The organism is Phyllobacterium sp. CCNWLW183 (assembly GCF_037203775.1).
Lineage (GTDB): Bacteria > Pseudomonadota > Alphaproteobacteria > Rhizobiales > Rhizobiaceae > Phyllobacterium > Phyllobacterium ifriqiyense.
Window position 1 is genome coordinate 1 of sequence record NZ_JBBCBN010000021.1, and the last position, 740, is coordinate 740.

1 protein-coding gene is annotated in these 740 nt (G+C 55.7%); it reads left to right on the forward strand.

Annotation, left to right across the window (positions count from 1 at the left end; genetic code table 11):
- Position 1 precedes the first annotated feature (1 nt).
- A complete protein-coding gene (gene fabG, locus V9K95_RS23650; RefSeq protein ID WP_115051795.1) occupies positions 2-739 on the forward strand; it encodes a 3-oxoacyl-[acyl-carrier-protein] reductase in 738 nt (245 codons plus the stop codon).
- Position 740 lies beyond the last annotated feature (1 nt).

Below are 740 nucleotides of genomic sequence, written 5' to 3' on the forward strand. Positions count from 1 at the left end.
AATGTTTGACCTTACTGGCCGCAAGGCTCTCATTACGGGCGCAACAGGTGGTATCGGTGAAGCGATTGCCCGCGCGCTGCATGCCCAGGGTGCAATTGTCGGTTTGCACGGTACGCGCATCGAGAAGCTGGAAGCCTTGGCAGGCGAACTTGGCGATCGCGTCAAGATTTTCCCGGCAAATCTTTCCAATCGCGATGAAGTCAAGGCGCTGGGTGAGAAGGCTGAAGCGGATCTTGAAGGGGTGGAGATATTGGTCAACAATGCCGGTATCACCAAAGACGGTTTGTTTGTGCGCATGAGCGACGCCGACTGGGACAATGTTCTGGAGGTCAATTTGACCGCCGTGTTCCGTCTCACCCGCGAATTAACCCATCCCATGATGCGCCGGCGCTACGGCCGCATCATCAACATAACGTCAATCGTTGGCGTTACCGGAAATCCCGGCCAGACAAATTACGTGGCTTCGAAGGCCGGCCTTATCGGCTTCTCCAAGTCGCTTGCGCAGGAGATCGCCAGCCGCAACGTTACCGTGAATTGTGTAGCGCCCGGTTTCATCGAATCAGCCATGACCGACAAGCTCAATGACAAGCAGAAGGAAGGCATCATGTCCGCCATTCCTATGCGCCGTATGGGCACAGGCGAGGAAATCGCGTCGTCAGTGGTTTATCTTGCCAGCAGTGAGGCTGCCTACGTCACTGGCCAGACGATCCATGTAAACGGTGGCATGGCGATGATCTGAT

Excerpts from the sequence above, each read along its gene's own strand:
- fabG (WP_115051795.1), top strand. The coding sequence starts at position 2 with ATGTTTGACCTTACTGGCCGCAAGGCTCTCATTACGGGCGCAACAGGT.